We start from the raw sequence: 17,026 nt of genomic DNA, 5'->3' as shown, positions 1-17,026 counted from the left end.
TAATATTGATTTTACCATATGTTTTTTAACTCTCTGGCTTTTGCCATCTTTTTACCAATCGTTTTTTTCTTGTATTGGTTCGTTTTTAATAAAACAAAAAGCACTCAAAATGCTTTATTAATTGTTGCCAGCTATTATTTTTATTCTTGTTGGGATTGGAGATTTTTATTTCTGTTGGTTTTTTCTACTTTTTTGGATTACTATACAGGAATTCAAATTGAAAAAGGAAAAACAGAACGAAATAGAAAATTTTGGTTTTGGCTTAGCGTTTTGACCAATTTAGGATTTCTGGGAGTTTTTAAATACTACAATTTTTTCGCTTCATCATTTGCAGAACTATTAAATAATGTTGGTTTTAAAGCGAGTCCAATTTTGCTTAATGTAATTCTTCCGGTTGGAATTTCATTTTATACTTTTCATGGATTATCATATGTTATCGATATTTATTATAAACGAATAAAAGCCGAATATAACTTTGTAGATTATTCATTATTTGTAAGTTACTTTCCGTTATTAGTTGCAGGACCAATCGAGAGAGCAACGCATTTACTGCCTCAGGTAAAAATAAAAAGAGAATTTGATCTTCAGATGGCTAAAGATGGCGTATGTCAGATTATTTGGGGATTAGTAAAAAAAGTAGTTATTGCAGATACTTGTGCTACTTATGCCAATGCTATTTTTGATCATTATACAGGTATGAATTCGTTCTCTCTAATTTTGGGTGCAATTTATTTTGCCTTTCAGATTTATGGAGACTTTTCAGGATATTCAGATATTGCACTTGGAGTTTCAAAACTATTTGGTTTAGATTTACTCAGAAACTTCAATTACCCTTATTTCTCAAGAGATATTGCAGAGTTTTGGCGTCGTTGGCATATTTCACTTTCTTCCTGGTTTAGGGATTATCTTTATATTCCTCTTGGAGGAAGTAAAGGCGGACTTTGGATGAAAATCAGAAATACCTTTATTATTTTTGTTGTGAGTGGTTTTTGGCACGGAGCTAACTGGACTTACCTCGCTTGGGGTTTCATAAATGCGCTTTACTTTTTGCCATTATTGTTGTCCAATAGTAACAGAAACAATATTGATGATGTGAAAATTTCTTGGAATTTTGATTCAGTAAAAGTGATGTTGAGTATTCTTTCGACTTTTTTAATTACTTGTGTTGCCTGGGTGTTTTTTAGAGCAAAAACTATTACTGATGCTGTTTTATATTTAAAAAGAATCGTTACCAATAGAGATTTTGGTTTTCAATATTTAGACAATGAACGTTACAGTTATGAGTTGTTGGCACTGGTAGGATTGTTTGTTTTGGTTGAATGGAATAGTCGCACTAAAACAGAACCTCTTTCAGGTAATAAGAGTACATTAAAAATTGCACTTGCAATACTTGCAATTATGGCTTTTGGTACATTTTCGGATTATAAGGAATTTATATATTTTCAATTTTAATGAAACGTTTTTTAATTTATATTACTAAAATTTTTACAGTAACAATTTTAGTTGCAGTTGTTTTAGACGGAATTTATACTGCTGTTTTTTTACAAACAAAAAACAGGGGGAAAATTGAAGATGTATATAACTCAAAACCTAAAAAATATGATGTAGTTTTTTTAGGATCTTCCCGAGCCAACAATCATTTTGTTGCACAAATGTTTGAAGATAAAGGATTAAAGTCTTTTAATTATGGAATGAGCGGCGGACATCTATTTGAAGCATCGTTGCTTTTAAAACTTATGATCGAAAGAAAATATGTTATAAAGAATGTCATTTTAGAAGCCGATTTAAATTTATCAAACGAAGACGAAGCAGAAGGAATCTCAGCTTTGTTTCTGCCTTATATCCATAACTCTGAAACTATAAAAGAGCATTTTTCGAAAGAAGACAATTTTAAGGAATTGTATTATATTCCTTTTTACAGATATATTAAATACGGTACCAAAATAGGATTTAGAGAAACATTATTTGCGGCGATCCATAAAAAGACAAATAGTTTAGATAACTTGGGATATTATCCATTGCAAAAACACAAAAATGGCAATATGAAAAATAATATTGTAAATCTAAAACTACTTCCTCATAATAAATATTATGAAGAGATTAAAAATATTTGCAAGGCCAACAACATTAATTTTATCGCAGTAATGACGCCAATGTGCGAAAATGTTGTTGGAATGAATTATTTTGATAAAGTAAAAAAAGCATATCCCGAAATCCATAATTATGAAAATGTAGTAATCGAAAATAAATATTTTTCTTCTTGTGGTCATATGACTGATGAAGGTTCAAAAATTTTTACGGCTAAAATTCTAAAAGATTTTTTTCAGAAATAACGTAGCATTTTAAGTATTCTATAATTTTTAATGATGAAAAATTTTTTGTTTTTTGTGCTCAAAATATTGATTTTGACTCTTACGATTGCAGTAGTTTTAGATTTGATTTATTCAAAGGCTTTTTCTGTTTCAAAAAATAGAGGAAAAATAGGGTATATATTCAATTCAACTCCAAAAGATTATGATGTTGTGATATTAGGCTCATCCAGAGCCAATAATCATTTTGTGACTCAAATGTTTGAAGATCGTGGGTTGGTAACTTTTAATTTTGGAATGCAAGGTTCTAAGTTATTTGAGTCTGATTTAGTTTTAAAGCTACTATTGGAAAAGAAAAATAAAATAAAAAATTTAATTATTGATGTTGATGTAACCTTAAGATCAAGAAATAATTCTGAAGCTACAATTTTAAAGTTTTATCCTTATTTAAAATCTTCTTCAGCAATAAAGACACATTTCAGGCTTTTACCTGATTTTAATGCAAATTATTATATTCCATTTTATAGGTATTTAAAATACGAAACTAAAATTGGTTTTAGGGAAATGTTTTTTTGTACTATTAATAAAAAAAGCAAGGAGCTAAATTATGGAGGATATCATGCTTTAGAAAAAAGTCAAAGAAGTTTAGAAGAGAATTTGTCTAAGACTGATCCTGTAAAAAATCAATACTACGAAGAAATAAAGCAAATTTGCAAGGCAAATAAAATTAATCTGATCGCTGTAATGACGCCAATGTGTGAAAACGTTAAAGGATTTGATTATTTTAAAAAAGTGGAAAAGCTATATCCGGAAATTCACAACTATGAAAATGTTGTAATCGAAGATAAATATTTTTCTGATTGTGGGCATATGAATGATGAAGGAGCAAAAAAGTTTACAGCTATAATTCTAAAAGATTTTTTTAATAAATAAATGCATATATCATTTTTAACACCAGAGTTTCCTCATGAGAAAGTTGCTCATGCAGCTGGTATTGGTACGAGTATTAAAAACCTGGCAGAAGCTTTAACTAAAGAAGGAATAAAAGTTACTGTATTTGTATATGGGCAAAAAACGCAGGAAGTATTTATAGAAAATGAACTTGAAATTCATCTGATAAAAAATAAAAAATTCCGATTTTTTGGATGGTTCTTGCATAGAAAATATATTCAGGAATATTGTAGCTCTGTAATTAAACAAGGACATATAGAACTTTTAGAAGTTATAGATTGGACAGGGATTTCGGCTTTTATGAATTTTAAAGTTCCAATTGTAATGCGTTTTCACGGAAGTGACGCTTATTTTTGTCATTTAGAAAAGCGAAAGCAAAAAGCAAAAAATTTTTGGTTTGAGAAATTAGCGGTAAAAGGGGCGAAGGACTTTATTGCTCCAACAAAATATGCCGGAGAAGTGTCGAAGAAGCTTTTTAAAATAAAAAATAAGGCAATTACAACTATTTACAACGGTATTGAATTGGGAAGTTTCCAGAATAATAATCCTAAAGTATTTGAAAAAGGATCAATTTTATATATTGGAACTTTAATTAGAAAAAAAGGAGTTTTAGAATTACCGGAAATCTTTAATAAAGTCAGGAATGTTTTACCTCACGCAAGATTGATCCTGATAGGTGGTGATTCTTACGATATAAAAACAAACTCAAATTCAACCTGGAAATTAATGCAGAATCAATTCAAAAATGATGATTTGAAAAACGTTAGTTATTTAGGAAGCATTTCTTATAGCGAAGTACAAAACCACATAAGAAAAGCAAATGTTTGTGTTTTTCCAAGCTTTGCAGAAACCTTTGGAATGGTTACAATTGAAGCAATGGCGTTGCAAAAGGCAATCGTAAATAGTGATATTGGCTGGTCAAAAGAATTAATTATTGACGAAGAAAGTGGTTTTTTGGTTCATCCTGAAAATCATGATTTATATGCAGAAAAAATTATTCAATTGTTGAAAGATGATTTGCTTAGTTTGCAAATAGGTAAACAAGCCAGAACCAGAGTCGAAGACAATTTTGACATCAATAAAATTGCCAAAAGAAATATAGAATTTTATCAGAAAACAATTAATCAAAATAAGTAGAAAAAATGGTAATTGTTTATCATCAAAATAATAAAGTTGTTGAAGTTCAATATGATGAAAAGCGTATTGACTTCGAAAAATTAAATATAACTAAAGCTTTATTTAAAATAGCCAATTTATATTCGGATCAATTAATTATCTGGTGTCATATTGATTTAAAGACAAATTTAAATCTTTCAAAACTCCAGGAAATTTTTCATCATAATAAAATAATGGCATCTTATAATGTTTCTGATAGTACATATCTATCAGAAGCAATTGGTTATGTTGATGGGGCTCCTTTTATGAAAATCAAAAAAGATGTACGTTATCCAACCTGGCAAATGAGCAGTTCCGTGGGAGGTGTTCACGCATCAGTTTTATTGTCTTTCAAGGGTGAAATTAAAGAGTCTGATAACTTTGATTATTTTTTGAATTCACTAGCAAAGTTGGCCATGCCTATTGGCCTGTTATGTTATTCAGAGCCAGCATTTTTAAATGATTTTTCAGATAAAAAAGCAAATGATAAACAAAGCTTATATATCTTATTTCGATTTGTAAAACAGCATTATAAAGTAAGCTGGGTTTTCTTATTGTTGCTCAATTTGTTTTTATATGAGAAAAAAATTACCCTTTTGCCCTTTATTAATAGTTTGTTTTACCGTAGAAGAGTACTTAACAATGATTTATTGGATAGTATTAAAGTTCAATCTTCAAAAAAAATATTAGAAAAAGGTACTATAGATGTAATAATTCCAACCATTGGAAGAAAAAAGTACTTATATGATGTATTAAAAGATTTGTCAAAACAAACTCACTTACCAAAAAAAGTAATTGTAGTTGAACAAAATCCAAATCCTGAAAGCACATCAGAACTTGATTATATTACAGATGAAAATTGGCCATTTGCAATAAAACATATTTTTACACATCAGGCTGGAGCTTGTAATGCAAGAAATGTAGCTTTAGCTGAAGTCGATAGTGAATGGGTTTTTCTTAATGATGATGACAATAGATTTGGAATAGATTTAATAGAAAAAACTCTTGAAAATTGTATAAAATATGGTTCGGAGGTTTCAAGTAATTTTTATCCAAAGATTAATGAAGAAAGAAAAATTAATCTTGTAAACCAAGCAGATTTTTTTGGTTCTGGAAATAGTTTTATTACAAGTAGTTTACTTGATAAGGTTTCATTTAGAATGGGTTTTGAGTTTGGTTATGGAGAAGACAGTGATTTTGGAATGCAAATGAGAAATTCAGGAGTTGATATTTTGTATTTTCCTGATCCTGAAATTATACATTTAAGTGCACCAACAGGAGGATTTAGAACTAAGCCGGTTTTAGCCTGGCAGAATGATGTTGTTCAGCCAAAACCATCACCTACAATAATGCTGTTCAATCTATTGCATAAAACTCCAGAGCAAATTAATGGATATAAATCAACATTGTTTTTTAAATTTTATAAAGTTCAAACTATTAAAAATCCAATTAAATATTGGAGTAATTTTCAAAAACAATGGGCTCAGAGTTTATATTGGGCCAATGAATTAAAAAATAAGATATGAAATTCTCCTTAATAGTTTGTACTTATCTAAGACCCGATTCATTAATTGCATTGTTGCAATCTGTTCAAAATCAAACTCTTTATCCAGATGAAATTTTAATTGTTGACGGCTCTACGGATGATAGAACAAAAAATGCTTTAAATCAATTCCATTTTAAGAATATAAAATATTTTTTAGTTTCTAATGAAGATAGAGGATTGACAAAACAAAGAAATTTCGGAATTTCTAAGATTGCCAGTGATTCAGAAATTGTTTGTTTTCTAGATGATGATACCGTTTTAGAAGAAGATTATTTTTCGGAAATACTTCAAACGTTCCATGCAAATCCTGATGTTATTGGGGTTGGCGGTGTGGCGATAAATGAATATAAATGGGAACCTCAGATAGATAATGTTTTTTATAACCCTAAAAAGTATTATCTGTTTGAAGGATATGCTTATAAAGAAGGTTTGAGAAATGTGATTCGAAATTATCTCGGGCTCGCTTCTAATTTAGGTCCTGGAAAGATGCCAGAGTATTCACATGGTAAAACATGTGGATTTCCAATGACGGGAAAAACCTATGAAGTAGATTTACTGATTGGAATGTCGATGTCTTTCAGGAAAAGTGTTTTTGACAAGATTAATTTTTCAAGATTTTTTGAAGGTTATGGTTTATACGAAGATGCAGATTTTAGTTTAAGAGCCTTGAAGTTTGGTAAAAATGTAATTAATACAAAAGCAAATTTATCCCATTTTCATGCTGAATCCGGGAGACCAAATAAATACAAATATGGTATAATGGTAGTAAGAAACGGCTGGTATGTTTGGAGAATTAAAAATTCAAACCCCAGTTTTAATGATCGTTTTAAATGGAACGCTATTACAATATTATTAACTGTCATTAGATGGAGCAATGTAATAACAGAGCCAAACAAAAAAGAAGCGTTTACGGAAGCAATAGGTAGAACTGTTGGCTGGTGGAGTTTATTGTTTAATAAACCAAAATTTACGAAATGAAACCTAAAGTTTATATTTATGGCCTTTGTGATGTTTTTTATGACGGATACTATATTAAAGGTTTAAACGAAATATTTGAAAACATTCAATTTAGTGTTTCAAAGTTTCCTGAATTTGCCCAGGGAACTTTTGCTTTTATAATTGAAGATGACAATGGAGAAGTTCAAAATTTAATAATAGATTCGAAAGATTCATCACAAATTGATAGAAAAGCCCTGGAATGGTGTTCAGTTTATGGTAAGGTAAATTACAATATCGAGAATTTAGAAACATCAGATAAGGCTAAAATTATAGCCATTGGCCCAAGTTTTGGTATTCAGATTTGGAATTTATTAGAAACAGTTTATCACTTAGTTTTAAATTTTAGCAGGTTTCGAGATTCCATTTCACATAAGCGTGAATTTATTGCCAATTATTGGAGACAATATAAGAGATTTGCCTTAAAAAAATATAAAAACGATTTGTCTTCAGGAAACTATGTTTTTTTTATGAATAGTATTTGGAAACAAGAACCAGAAACAAATAAAAATCGAGCATTGTTTATAGAATCTTGCAAAGACAATACAAAAGTGTCTTTTGAAGGCGGATTTGCAGCTAGAAAAGATGGAAATAATTTAGGATTGGATGATTTAGTTTACTCGGAACGTATTTCTTTAGCAGTATATCTTAAAAAAATAAAAAAATCTGCCTTCGTCTTTAATACACCCGCTGTACTTTCATGTCACGGTTGGAAATTAGCCGAATTTTTAGCTTTAGGAAAAGCCATAATCACAACATCTCATTACAATATATTACCAGCAGATTTGTTGGATAATAAACATGTACTTTATGTAAATAATAGTAAAGACATAAAAGAAGCTATTGATAAATTAACAACAAATGTTGATTTAAGAAGGAAATTAGAACTTGAAAGCAGAGAGTATTTTAATAAATATTTGGCTCCGCAAAAAGTTATTACAAGATTGTTAGAAAAAATATAAAATGAAGTTCGCAATAATTACACATGTAATTCATAATAAAGTGGAAAATCAATATTTTGGTTATGCACCTTACATACGTGAGATGAATATTTGGCTTAAATATGTAGATGAAGTAATTATTGTAGCACCTTCGTCAAAAGGAAGTCCAACAGAAATTGACTTAGATTATGAACACCATAAAATAGATTTTAGGGATGTCTCAGAATTTAGTTTTACCAGTTTAAAAAATAATCTGATATCACTTTATAAATTACCAAGAATTTTTTGGACGGTCTTTTGGGCAATGAAAAAAGCAGATCACATTCATTTGCGCTGTCCCGGAAATACAGGATTGATTGGATGTTTTGTTCAGATTTTATTCCCGAAAAAAACAAAAACAGCTAAATATGCAGGTAATTGGGATCCGGCAAGTAAACAGCCTTGGACTTATAAATTACAGAAATACATTTTGGGAAATACATTTTTGACGAAAAATATGCAGGTTTTGGTTTATGGAGACTGGGAAAACCAATCAAAAAATATTAAGCCTTTTTTTACCGCAACTTACGCAGATATTGAAAAAACAAGTATTCAGAAATTGAATTTTGATTCAACCATAGAATTTATTTTTGTAGGTAGTTTGGTTGTAGGTAAAAATCCAATGTATGCTTTAAAATTATTAAAACAACTAGTGAAGAAAGGAAATAAAGCTATTTTAAATTTTTATGGAGAAGGAATTGAAAGAGCTTCATTAGAAAATTACATTAAAGAAAATGATTTGCAGGATAATGTTTTTCTTAATGGAAATCAGAATAAAGAAACAGTAAAACTAGCTTACCAAAGAAGTCATTTTGTTATTTTGCCATCAAAAAGCGAAGGTTGGCCAAAAGCTGTTGCAGAAGGAATGTTTTATGGATGTGTTCCAATTGCGACATCAGTTTCATGTGTTCCCTTTATGTTAGAAAATGGCAATAGAGGAATTTTGCTCGAGATGGATTTAGAAAATGATTTAGCACAAATAGAAAACATAATTAGAAATGAAGATAAATTCTTTTCTAAAAGTAAACTGTCTGAAAAATGGTCGCAAAATTATACTGTAGAAATTTTTGAAGAAGAAATTAAAATGTTGTTAGTTAAATGAGAGTTGTACAAATTATAGATTCTTTAGAAATTGGAGGAGCTGAGCGAATGGCTGTGAATTATGCTAACGCTTTATCTGAAAAAATTGAATTTTCGGGTATAATTTCAACTCGAAAAGAAGGGCCTCTCTTAAATCAGATTGATAGAAACGTAGCTTATTTGTTTTTAAATAAAAAGAATAAAATTGATATTAAAGCTGTTTTTCGTTTAAGAAAATATATAAGACAAAATAAAGTTGACTTTATTCATGCTCACAGTTCCTCTTTCTTTATTGCTGTTTTAGTAAAATTGACCTTTCCAAAAATTAAAATTATTTGGCATGATCACTACGGAAGTCGTGCAAAAGAATCTAAGAAAGAGAATAGAGTATTAATTTTTATGTCACTCTTTTTTTACTCTATTTTTGTCGTTAATCTTCAATTGAAGGAATGGAGTGAAAAAAACATGCTTTGTAAAAGAATACTATTTATCCCTAATTTCACATTAGATAGAAATGAATTACAGCGAACAACTATACTAAAAGGAACAGAAGGAAAACGTATAGTCTTTTTGGCAAATTTAAAAAAACCTAAAAATCATATTTCTATTTTAAAAGCTTTTTTAAATTTAAAATTGCATGAATTAGACTGGAGTTTACATCTGATTGGAAAAGATTATTTTGATTCTTATTCTGATGAATTAAAGAAGATTATGAAATCTAATTCTTTAGAGGAATACATCCATATTTATGGTGAAAGAAGTGATGTAAAAAACATTCTGTCACAAGTATCTATTGGGATTTTAGCATCAACAGAAGAGGGATTTCCAGTGACCTTACTTGAATATGGCTTAGCCGAATTAGCGGTAGTTTGTACGAATGTTGGATATTGTTCCTCTTTGATAGAAGAAGGAATGACAGGTTTATTATTTAATCCATATTCTGAAAATGAAATAGAGTCTCAACTGATGAGATTAGTAGATGATAATAATCTTAGAAAGAAGTTAGGAATTAATTTTAAACAATCCGTGTTAGAGAATTATTCAGAAGAAATGGTAATTAAAAAGCTAATTTTAGCCTATAAAGAATAAATAATGAAAAGTTTCAAATTATCATATGTTTACCTTCTTGTAATTCATGCCTTAATTGGTCTTGCAGTTTTTGCAGTGCCTTTTTTGTCTAAAATTTATGCCTTAATAATACCATTAGTTGGCTTGCTATTAGTGTTTCGAACCAAGAATAAAAATAATGAAGTGTTATTTGTTGCTGCTTATTTAGTTGGTGTCGAGGTTTTTCTGCGTATGACGGGCGGTAATTTTAATAATGAATATGTAAAGTTTAATGTCATTTTCTTTATGTTTTTAGGAATGGTGTATAGTAACTTTTCAAGAAACGGGATTATTTATCTATTGTTACTGCTTTTATTAATTCCTGCTATTTTAGTTACAACGAATAACTTAGATTTTAATTTTGATATCAGAAAGGCTTTAGTTTTTAATTTATCTGGTCCTGTTTGTTTAGTGTTCAGTGCTTTATATATGTTTAAAAGAAGAATTTTGTTTTCTGATTTACAGCGTATTTTGAATATAATAGGAATGCCAATTGTTACCACTACAATTTATTTGTTCGTGTACAATCCTAGCGTTAAAGATGTTGTTACTGGAACACAGTCTAATTTTGAAACCTCTGGAGGATTTGGACCAAATCAAGTTTCTACAATTTTAGGATTAGGAATTTTTATTTTTTTTACACAATTAATTTTATTCTCAAAGTCAAAATTTGAGATGTTTATAAATGGAAGTCTATTACTATTTATTAGTTATAGAGGTATTGTAACTTTTTCCCGAGGAGGTGTTATGACTGCTGTAGTCATGGTTGTTTTCCTTTTGTTTTTACTGTATTATTTCTCAAATGATAAAGGGAAAGCTAAGTTTACCTGGGTTTTTATCTTAACTGCTTTAATGGCTATAGGAATTTGGACTTATAGCTCGCTTCAAACTAGCGGCTTAATTAATAAGCGATATGCAAATCAAGATCAATTAGGAAGAGTGAAAAAGGATCGTTTGGGAGGTAGAGAGGAAATTATGGATGCCGAAATCAAACTTTTTTTGGATAACCCCATTTTAGGAGTAGGTGCAGGATTAAGTAAATACAAAAGAATTGAAGAGTTAGGAGAAGAGGTTGCGTCACACAATGAAATAACGAGAATGTTATGTGAGCATGGTTTATTTGGCATTTTTGGACTTTTAATACTTTTTATAACGCCAGTTGTATTATATATTAATAATAAACAACATCTGTACTTTTTTTCATTCTATGTTTTTTGGCTATTGACCATAAATCATGCTGCAATGCGAATTGCGGCGCCTGCTTTTGTCTATGCTTTGACTCTTCTTTCAGTTCAGGTTAAAATTCCTGAAAAAGCAGAAAATTCGGTCGATTAAGTTTTCTTTTTTATAATATATTTGCTTCAGTTTAACGCCCCTAAACAAAAAGAATAAATGCTTTCCAATAAAAAAATGCACTTCGAAATTTCCGAAAGAAAAGTTTTACTCCGTATTTGTGATTCTTTTTTTGTTTTGTCAGTTTTGTACTTGCTAAGTGTAATATTTGATTACCATTATTTTGTTTTAGAGAGTGGTAACTACTTTAGACCAGTTTTACTTATTTGTTATATCAATGTTTTTGGGACTATCTTTGAAATGTATAATTTGCAAGTTGCCAGCAATCAATTTCAAATTCTGCGAAGTGTTGTTCTAGCCATTACAACAGCAGCATTGGTTTATTTATTTACGCCTATTTTATCTCCTGAACTTCCTAAGCAGCGATTGATTGTATTGATCTTTTATTTTTCGATACTGACAGTCTTATTATTATGGCGTTTCTTTTATGCCATTTTTTTGGCATCACATCGTTTTTCACAAAATGTAGTTTTAATTTGTGATCAGGATCAGGTTGAAGGATTGGTTTTAGGGCTCGAAAACGTAGATCCGCATTATAAAATTATTGGATTTGTAAATTCAGATTCAATTTCCGAAGAAAATCTAAACTTTCATTACGTAAAAGAAATCAAAAAGAGCGATTTAGAATCTTTTGTAAGCAAAAATAATGTTTCAGAGATTGTTATTGCCTCTCAAAAAACGGATGGAATTACTGCAGATTTATACCAACAATTACTTCACTTATTAGAATCAGGAAATATAATTAGAGAATACACGCAGGTTTATGAAAATAAAACACAGCGTATTCCTGTTCATTATATTGCTCGGGATTTCTACCGCTTTTTTCCTTTTAGCCGAAGCAATAATAATAAGTTATATCTATCAGTAGTTAGGCTTTTTGAATTTTCTCTATCTTTTGTTGGGTTGTTACTTTGCGCTGTTTTTATACCTCTGATTTTTATTGGAAATCTACTTGGCAATAAAGGAAGTCTGTTTTATACACAAGAACGCGTGGGGAAAAACGGAATTGTTTTTAAAATTTATAAGTTTAGAACAATGGTCGAAAATTCAGAAGCAAATGGGATTGTTTTTGCCACTTCAAATGATAAACGCATAACGCCGTTTGGAAAATTTATGCGTAAGTCAAGAATAGATGAATTACCTCAATTTATCAATATTTTAAAAGGCGATATGGCTGTTATTGGTCCAAGACCCGAAAGACCATTTTTTGTTGACGAAATTGCCCAAATAATGCCTTTTTATGAAACAAGACATGTTATAAAACCAGGATTAACCGGTTGGGCGCAAGTAAACTATTCTTACGGAGAATCTATTGATGAGAGTTTAATAAAACTTCAGTATGATTTATACTACATCAAACATCGAAGTGTTTTTCTTGATTTGAGTATCACTTTCAAAACAATTACAACCGTTTTATTCTATCGAGGACAATAGTTTAGATAATAATCGGAATACGTTTTTTATTTCGGATTGCAACTCTTGTCAAAACAAATCCGCTTGTAATTATCATTGGTAAAACAATAAAGAAATGAGCTTTATTGACCAATAGAATAATGTAAATTGCCAGAAACATCAAATGTAAAACGGCAAATCTATAAGTCCATCTTTTGTTTTTTATAACTGAAAAAAGAAGTAAAACCAACAAAAGAGGGCTAAATAAAAGTACATTATAATTCATCGCCAGTTCCAGGTGAAAAGAATAAAATCCCATAACAACAAAAAATAGTCCCACAAAAGATAAAATCAAAAGATAGATTTTGTCTACTATTTTGTTGTGTGCTAAAACGATAAAAGCAAGAATAATTAGATAAGTATAAATGTTATTCCACCATGAACTTGGTGTTTCTTTTTCAAAACTAAGGAATGTTTTGCTTTTGTTTACCAAAGGATGATTTTGAAAAGTCGTTTTTTCTAAACTGTTTTTCAACTCAAAAGGTAAAAATATTTTGGTTCCTAATTGGTCTACTTTAGTTCCAAAAATCAGACTTGTTCCTAATTGATCGTAAAAATGTCCATCGAAGTAAGGAAACAAAATAGAACGATACGTAATATCAGTTTCTCCTTTTTTTGTAATTACTGTTCCGCCCAAAGTTTTATTGATAATATCAACAACCATTGAAGTACAGTTTTTATCAATAAATTTATAAGTATAATAACGATCTTCAGAAAGTAATGTCGTGTTTAAATTATCGAAAAGCTTTTGTTTTAAATCTTGCGGAATAATTAATTCTTGCTCAAAAACACTTCTTTTTTCATTCGTATATTCATTAATAAAATCTGGAAATGGATGCAAAACTACAAAATATTGTAAATCACCTTTGGCGAACTTCATTACAAAATTTGGAGTCGAAAAATCAAAAGCACCATAATTGTAAACAAGGTCAATATTGTTTACAGGATCAGCAACACGAATCGCAGTGTGACCAAAATAAGAATACGTTTCGTTGCCTAATCCGCAAGTGATAACGCTAATTTTAGCATCTTTCGATAAAGGTATATTTTGGCTAAAACCAATAAAACTTAGTAATAATAGTAAAATAAAAAGTGTTTTTTTGAAAATGACATTTTTCATAATTTAAAATTTTAAGAAGTTTAATGATTAGTAAATATTATCTAAAGATACCTAAATCTACCTTTAATGAAAAAATATTTGAGTACAAAGCGGTACTTTGATTACCCAAATCAGTCAACGCATAATCAACCTGAATACCTTTGTACTTAAAACCCAGTCCAATATTTGGTTGAAAATTTACTTTTTCGGTATTGTCCAGTTGTGTCACATTTTGAAAATTCCCTGCTCCGGCTCTCAAAAAAACAAGATCAGTATATCCAAATTCAAAACCTACTGCAGGATCAATACTTACTGCTTTGGTTGATATTATATCATTAGTTCGCTCAAAACGCATATTCAAATTTGAAGCAACTAATAGACTATAATCATTGTGGAAATCAAATCTTTTTGAAACTCCTAATTGTGCTTTTGGCAAAGTTATTTCAGTACTTTCCGGTAATTCATTGTTTTCACCAGGAATGGCATTGGCAATTTTTGCATATTCTTTCTCGTCAATATTCCAGACATTGTATGTAGTTGTAATATCGCGAAGCATCAAACCAAATTTCCAGTCATTTCGTTCAAACTGCAATCCAACGTCGAAACCAAAACCCCAGGAATTAGCAAATTTCCCGATAATTCGTCTGATAACTTTTGCGTTTACACCATATTGAAATCCTTCTACCGGAAGTTTTCTTGCATATGAAAAAGTAAAACCATAATCAGCCGTAGAGAACAAACTAATTCGGTTATAATCGATGTTTCCCTGATTATCGATCAATTGTGTCGTATCCATAATATCATCCACCCCAAAACGAATCATCGAAATTCCCCAGGCACTTCTGTCATCAATAGGACTTGCATAACCTATATAATCATATTGCGCGATATTTGCAAAATAATTGGCGTGCATTAAAGAGATCTGATGATCTTCAAGATTCGTTAAACCTGCGGGATTCCAATAAACAGAATTTACATCATTTGTAGAAGCAACAACAGCACTTGACATTGCCAATGCGGCAGCATCAACGCCAATATTCATAAATTCATTCGAATATTTTCGAACGGTTTGCCCATATTGTACTGTGCAGGTACTAAATAATAAAAACGCAAGGATTTTCTTCAACGGATCTTTTTTTGCAAACCGAAGTCTGTTTTAATTTTTACCAAAAATATAATATTTTACTCAGGAAAATTATTCCTTTTGATAAATATTGCGAAACTCAAATTTTCAAGTAAAAAACTCTTGCAAAAACACATTTTACATAGAGTTATTATGCTAAATTTGTTCCCTACCATTATCTAAAATTTTAAAAGATGAATATTAAAAAACACATTCCTAATTTAATTACATTAATAAACCTTTTTTGTGGCTGTATTGCAGTTGTTTTTGTGTCAAAAGGCAATTTCGAAATGGCTTTTTATATGGTTTGTTTAGGAATCTTTTTTGATTTTTTTGATGGTTTTTTTGCTAGATTATTCAAAGTTTCAAGTCCGCTTGGTTTGCAGTTAGATTCTTTAGCAGATATGGTAACCAGTGGTGTTGCACCAGGTTATGTAATGTATAGTTTGTTTTTAAAAAGTGCAAATCCTAATGATGAAATAGCCTTGACCATTATTCCTTTTCTAGGATTTATAGTTACTTTAGGTTCTTGCTACAGATTGGCCAATTTTAATATCGATACACGCCAAACCGATTCGTTTATTGGTTTGCCAACACCTGCAAATGCATTGTTTATTTTGAGTTTACCTTTGGTTATTGAGTATTCAGATTCTTTAGTAATATTCGGAATTCTAACCAATCACTGGGTTTTGTTGGCGATTACTTTATGCAGTGCTTATATTTTGAATGCTGAAATACCTTTGTTTGCATTAAAAATCAAAAAGTTTACGGTAAAAGACAATGTCCTTCAAATTGTATTTTTATTGATTTCATTACTATTGGTAGTGACGCTTCAATATATCGCAATTCCTTTAATCATCATTTTTTATGTGTTATTGTCAGTGGTGAATAATTTGTTTCTGAAAAAGTAGTTTTATTTGAATGGCAAGAAAAACGACCACACGTAGAACTTCTTATTCCAGAAAAGCTAAGCCTCAAAGGTCATTTTTAGCAACAGGACTTCGCTTCATTATTTATTGCTTTTTAATAGTGCTTTTCTTTGCGTCAATCTATCATTATCGTGATGGATTGAAATATTATCTTGGTTTTAAATCAAGCAAAGTTTTAGATGAAGATGAGGTTGACAAACACCTTTCGGATGTTCGAAATATTCGGGTTCTCGAGAATCACAAAGGAAAAGTAGTAGGTATTGATGTTTCAGAATTTCAAGGAACCGTAGAATGGGATGAAGTTGAGGTTCTAGACGAAAAATATCCTGTAAAATTTGTGTTTGTTCGCGCAACAGCAGGAAATGATCGAGTTGACAGACAGTTTAAGAAAAATTGGGAAGGAGCAAAAGAGTATAAAATTATGCGAGGTGCTTATCATTATTATCGTCCGAATGAAAATTCTATCGAACAGGCAAATCTTTTCATTAAAACAGTAAAATTGCAAAAAGGCGATTTGCCACCTGTTTTAGATATTGAAAAATTACCGAAGAATCAACCTTTAGACAGTTTGAAAAAAGGATTAAAACGTTGGTTAAATAAAGTTGAAGCACATTATCAAGTGCGTCCAATTATTTATACAGGAGAACGTTATTATGATGATTTTTTGAAAGAAGAATTTGGAGAATATTTATTCTGGATCGCCAATTATAATTTTTACAGAGAAAAAATTGAACCAGATTGGCTTTTTTGGCAATTTACAGAGAAAGCTTCTTTGCCGGGAATTAAACACAGAGTAGATGTCAATATATATAACGGAGATTTAGAGCAATTGCAATTTATTACTGTCGAGTAAGATGTTAGTTGTAAAATGTGAAAAGAAAGACATCAAAAGAAAAAATGGTAAAAAGTAACTAACATTTTACTTTTTACCATTTACATATATCGA

15 protein-coding genes are annotated in these 17,026 nt (G+C 30.0%); 13 read left to right on the top strand and 2 right to left on the bottom strand.

Annotated features, from left to right (window positions below; genetic code table 11):
- Window positions 1–18 precede the first annotated feature (18 nt).
- The 11 genes from CLU81_RS08865 to CLU81_RS08815 are packed head-to-tail and all read left to right on the top strand — an operon-like array spanning window position 19 to window position 12,911.
- Window positions 19–1,452 (top strand): MBOAT family protein, encoded by a 1,434-nt coding sequence (locus tag CLU81_RS08865; RefSeq protein ID WP_099709483.1) that lies wholly within the window; start codon window positions 19–21, stop codon window positions 1,450–1,452.
- Window positions 1,452–2,333 (top strand): hypothetical protein, encoded by an 882-nt coding sequence (locus CLU81_RS08860; protein ID WP_099709482.1) that lies wholly within the window; start codon window positions 1,452–1,454, stop codon window positions 2,331–2,333. Before CLU81_RS08865 ends, CLU81_RS08860 begins: the two co-directional genes overlap by 1 nt.
- Window positions 2,334–2,366: 33 nt before the next feature.
- A complete protein-coding gene (locus CLU81_RS08855; RefSeq protein WP_099709481.1) occupies window positions 2,367–3,242 on the top strand; it encodes a hypothetical protein in 876 nt (291 codons plus the stop codon).
- Window positions 3,243–4,397 carry a glycosyltransferase family 4 protein gene (locus CLU81_RS08850; RefSeq protein ID WP_099709480.1) on the top strand — a complete coding sequence of 385 codons (1,155 nt, stop codon included), beginning with the start codon at window positions 3,243–3,245 and terminating at the stop codon, window positions 4,395–4,397.
- Between the two features lie 5 nt (window positions 4,398–4,402).
- On the top strand, window positions 4,403–5,941 hold the full coding sequence (locus tag CLU81_RS08845; protein ID WP_099709479.1) for a glycosyltransferase family 2 protein: 1,539 nt from the start codon (window positions 4,403–4,405) through the stop codon (window positions 5,939–5,941).
- Window positions 5,938–6,939 (top strand): glycosyltransferase family 2 protein, encoded by a 1,002-nt coding sequence (locus CLU81_RS08840; RefSeq protein ID WP_099709478.1) that lies wholly within the window; start codon window positions 5,938–5,940, stop codon window positions 6,937–6,939. Before CLU81_RS08845 ends, CLU81_RS08840 begins: the two co-directional genes overlap by 4 nt.
- Window positions 6,936–7,919, top strand: a complete 984-nt coding sequence (locus CLU81_RS08835) for a glycosyltransferase (protein WP_099709477.1) — start codon at window positions 6,936–6,938, stop codon at window positions 7,917–7,919. The genes CLU81_RS08840 and CLU81_RS08835 overlap by 4 nt, the downstream gene beginning before the upstream one ends.
- Before the next feature lies 1 nt (window position 7,920).
- Entirely contained in the window at window positions 7,921–9,039 is a 1,119-nt protein-coding gene (locus CLU81_RS08830) for a glycosyltransferase (RefSeq protein WP_099709476.1), read from the top strand.
- Window positions 9,036–10,106, top strand: coding sequence for a glycosyltransferase (locus CLU81_RS08825; RefSeq protein WP_099709475.1), 1,071 nt, complete (start codon window positions 9,036–9,038; stop codon window positions 10,104–10,106). Before CLU81_RS08830 ends, CLU81_RS08825 begins: the two co-directional genes overlap by 4 nt.
- A 3-nt stretch (window positions 10,107–10,109) precedes the next feature.
- Window positions 10,110–11,459: an O-antigen ligase gene (locus CLU81_RS08820; RefSeq protein ID WP_099709474.1), complete on the top strand. Its 1,350-nt coding sequence runs from the start codon at window positions 10,110–10,112 to the stop codon at window positions 11,457–11,459.
- A 57-nt stretch (window positions 11,460–11,516) separates the two neighbouring features.
- A complete protein-coding gene (locus CLU81_RS08815; protein ID WP_099709473.1) occupies window positions 11,517–12,911 on the top strand; it encodes a sugar transferase in 1,395 nt (464 codons plus the stop codon).
- A 1-nt stretch (window position 12,912) separates the two neighbouring features.
- On the opposite strand, the gene CLU81_RS08810 is transcribed toward CLU81_RS08815, so the two are convergent.
- Complete coding sequence (locus CLU81_RS08810) at window positions 12,913–14,049, bottom strand: DUF4105 domain-containing protein (RefSeq protein WP_099709472.1); 1,137 nt, start codon at window positions 14,047–14,049, stop codon at window positions 12,913–12,915.
- A gap of 37 nt (window positions 14,050–14,086) precedes the next feature.
- Window positions 14,087–15,070, bottom strand: a complete 984-nt coding sequence (locus CLU81_RS08805; protein ID WP_099709471.1) for a PorV/PorQ family protein — start codon at window positions 15,068–15,070, stop codon at window positions 14,087–14,089.
- Between the two features lie 275 nt (window positions 15,071–15,345).
- Here CLU81_RS08805 and CLU81_RS08800 point away from each other — a divergent pair, with 275 nt between their 5' ends.
- Both CLU81_RS08800 and CLU81_RS08795 read left to right on the top strand, forming a co-directional pair.
- Window positions 15,346–16,062, top strand: coding sequence for a phosphatidylcholine/phosphatidylserine synthase (locus CLU81_RS08800; RefSeq protein WP_099709470.1), 717 nt, complete (start codon window positions 15,346–15,348; stop codon window positions 16,060–16,062).
- A 10-nt stretch (window positions 16,063–16,072) separates the two neighbouring features.
- Complete coding sequence (locus tag CLU81_RS08795; protein ID WP_099709469.1) at window positions 16,073–16,933, top strand: glycoside hydrolase family 25 protein; 861 nt, start codon at window positions 16,073–16,075, stop codon at window positions 16,931–16,933.
- The last annotated feature ends 93 nt before the right edge of the window (window positions 16,934–17,026 follow it).

Origin of the sequence: Flavobacterium sp. 9 (genome assembly GCF_002754195.1) — a bacterium.
GTDB lineage: Bacteria > Bacteroidota > Bacteroidia > Flavobacteriales > Flavobacteriaceae > Flavobacterium.
The sequence above is the reverse complement of the archived record's forward strand: the minus strand, read 5'-3'. Positions and strand labels throughout refer to the sequence as shown.

Excerpts from the sequence above, each read along its gene's own strand:
- CLU81_RS08865 (WP_099709483.1), top strand. The coding sequence starts at position 19 with ATGTTTTTTAACTCTCTGGCTTTTGCCATCTTTTTACCAATCGTTTTT.
- CLU81_RS08860 (WP_099709482.1), top strand. The coding sequence starts at position 1,452 with ATGAAACGTTTTTTAATTTATATTACTAAAATTTTTACAGTAACAATT.
- CLU81_RS08855 (WP_099709481.1), top strand. The coding sequence starts at position 2,367 with ATGAAAAATTTTTTGTTTTTTGTGCTCAAAATATTGATTTTGACTCTT.
- CLU81_RS08850 (WP_099709480.1), top strand. The coding sequence starts at position 3,243 with ATGCATATATCATTTTTAACACCAGAGTTTCCTCATGAGAAAGTTGCT.
- CLU81_RS08845 (WP_099709479.1), top strand. The coding sequence starts at position 4,403 with ATGGTAATTGTTTATCATCAAAATAATAAAGTTGTTGAAGTTCAATAT.
- CLU81_RS08840 (WP_099709478.1), top strand. The coding sequence starts at position 5,938 with ATGAAATTCTCCTTAATAGTTTGTACTTATCTAAGACCCGATTCATTA.
- CLU81_RS08835 (WP_099709477.1), top strand. The coding sequence starts at position 6,936 with ATGAAACCTAAAGTTTATATTTATGGCCTTTGTGATGTTTTTTATGAC.
- CLU81_RS08830 (WP_099709476.1), top strand. The coding sequence starts at position 7,921 with ATGAAGTTCGCAATAATTACACATGTAATTCATAATAAAGTGGAAAAT.
- CLU81_RS08825 (WP_099709475.1), top strand. The coding sequence starts at position 9,036 with ATGAGAGTTGTACAAATTATAGATTCTTTAGAAATTGGAGGAGCTGAG.
- CLU81_RS08820 (WP_099709474.1), top strand. The coding sequence starts at position 10,110 with ATGAAAAGTTTCAAATTATCATATGTTTACCTTCTTGTAATTCATGCC.
- CLU81_RS08815 (WP_099709473.1), top strand. The coding sequence starts at position 11,517 with ATGCTTTCCAATAAAAAAATGCACTTCGAAATTTCCGAAAGAAAAGTT.
- CLU81_RS08810 (WP_099709472.1), bottom strand. The coding sequence starts at position 14,049 with ATGAAAAATGTCATTTTCAAAAAAACACTTTTTATTTTACTATTATTA.
- CLU81_RS08805 (WP_099709471.1), bottom strand. The coding sequence starts at position 15,070 with ATGAATATTGGCGTTGATGCTGCCGCATTGGCAATGTCAAGTGCTGTT.
- CLU81_RS08800 (WP_099709470.1), top strand. The coding sequence starts at position 15,346 with ATGAATATTAAAAAACACATTCCTAATTTAATTACATTAATAAACCTT.
- CLU81_RS08795 (WP_099709469.1), top strand. The coding sequence starts at position 16,073 with ATGGCAAGAAAAACGACCACACGTAGAACTTCTTATTCCAGAAAAGCT.